Annotated in this window: 1 protein-coding gene; it reads right to left on the bottom strand. The window is 65.6% G+C overall.

Annotated elements, in window-relative coordinates; genetic code table 11:
* Nucleotides 1-753 (bottom strand): cobalamin-dependent protein (locus ABD810_RS39190; protein WP_344953058.1); only part of this gene is annotated, 753 nt, incomplete at both ends.

The following is a 753-nucleotide window of genomic DNA, read 5'->3' as shown; positions in this document are numbered from 1 at the left end:
AAACACAAATGCCGATCCCGCCGCTGCCGCGGAAAACCGAACCGCGTCCGCTCCCGACCGGCCTCATCCAAAATAACCAGATCATCACCATCACTCACACACGGGAAATACCCATACACCACCGCCGCCTCCAGCAGATTCTCCGTCTGCATCCGCTCCAGCCACATCCGCAACCGCGGCCGCCCCTCCACCTCCACCAACTCCTCATACGAAGGCCCCGAACCCCCCCGCGCCGCCTTCAACCCCCACTGCCCCATGAACGTCGCCCGCTCATCCAAAAACGCCGCATACTCCGCCAACGCAATCCCCTTCACCACCCGCTCCCCCACAAACGGCGCCACCGGCACCCGGTTATCGGCCGCCACATCAGAGCGCGCCGGCATCTGCTCCACCGGGGTGCGCACCACCTTGGCCCCACTCTTGACCCGCCGCTCCCGCAACGGCGGCAACTGCGCCCCCGCCACCCCCCGCTTGACCGCCATGAACGCATCCATCAACCGCAACCCCTCGAACGCATCACGCGCATACCGCACCTCACCGGCGAACACCTCCGCCAGATCCTGCTCCACATACGCCCGCGTCAACGCCGCCCCACCCAGCAACACCGGATACCGCTCCGCGATCCCCCGCGAATTCATCTCCTCCAGGTTCTCCCGCATGATCACCGTCGACTTCACCAGCAACCCCGACATCCCGATCACATCGGCCCGCTTATCCTCCGCCGCCTCCAAAATCGCCGACACCGGCTGCTTG

This window comes from Sphaerisporangium flaviroseum, assembly GCF_039537005.1.
Taxonomy (GTDB): Bacteria; Actinomycetota; Actinomycetes; order Streptosporangiales; family Streptosporangiaceae; genus Sphaerisporangium; species Sphaerisporangium flaviroseum.
The sequence above is the reverse complement of the archived record's forward strand: the minus strand, read 5'-3'. Positions and strand labels throughout refer to the sequence as shown.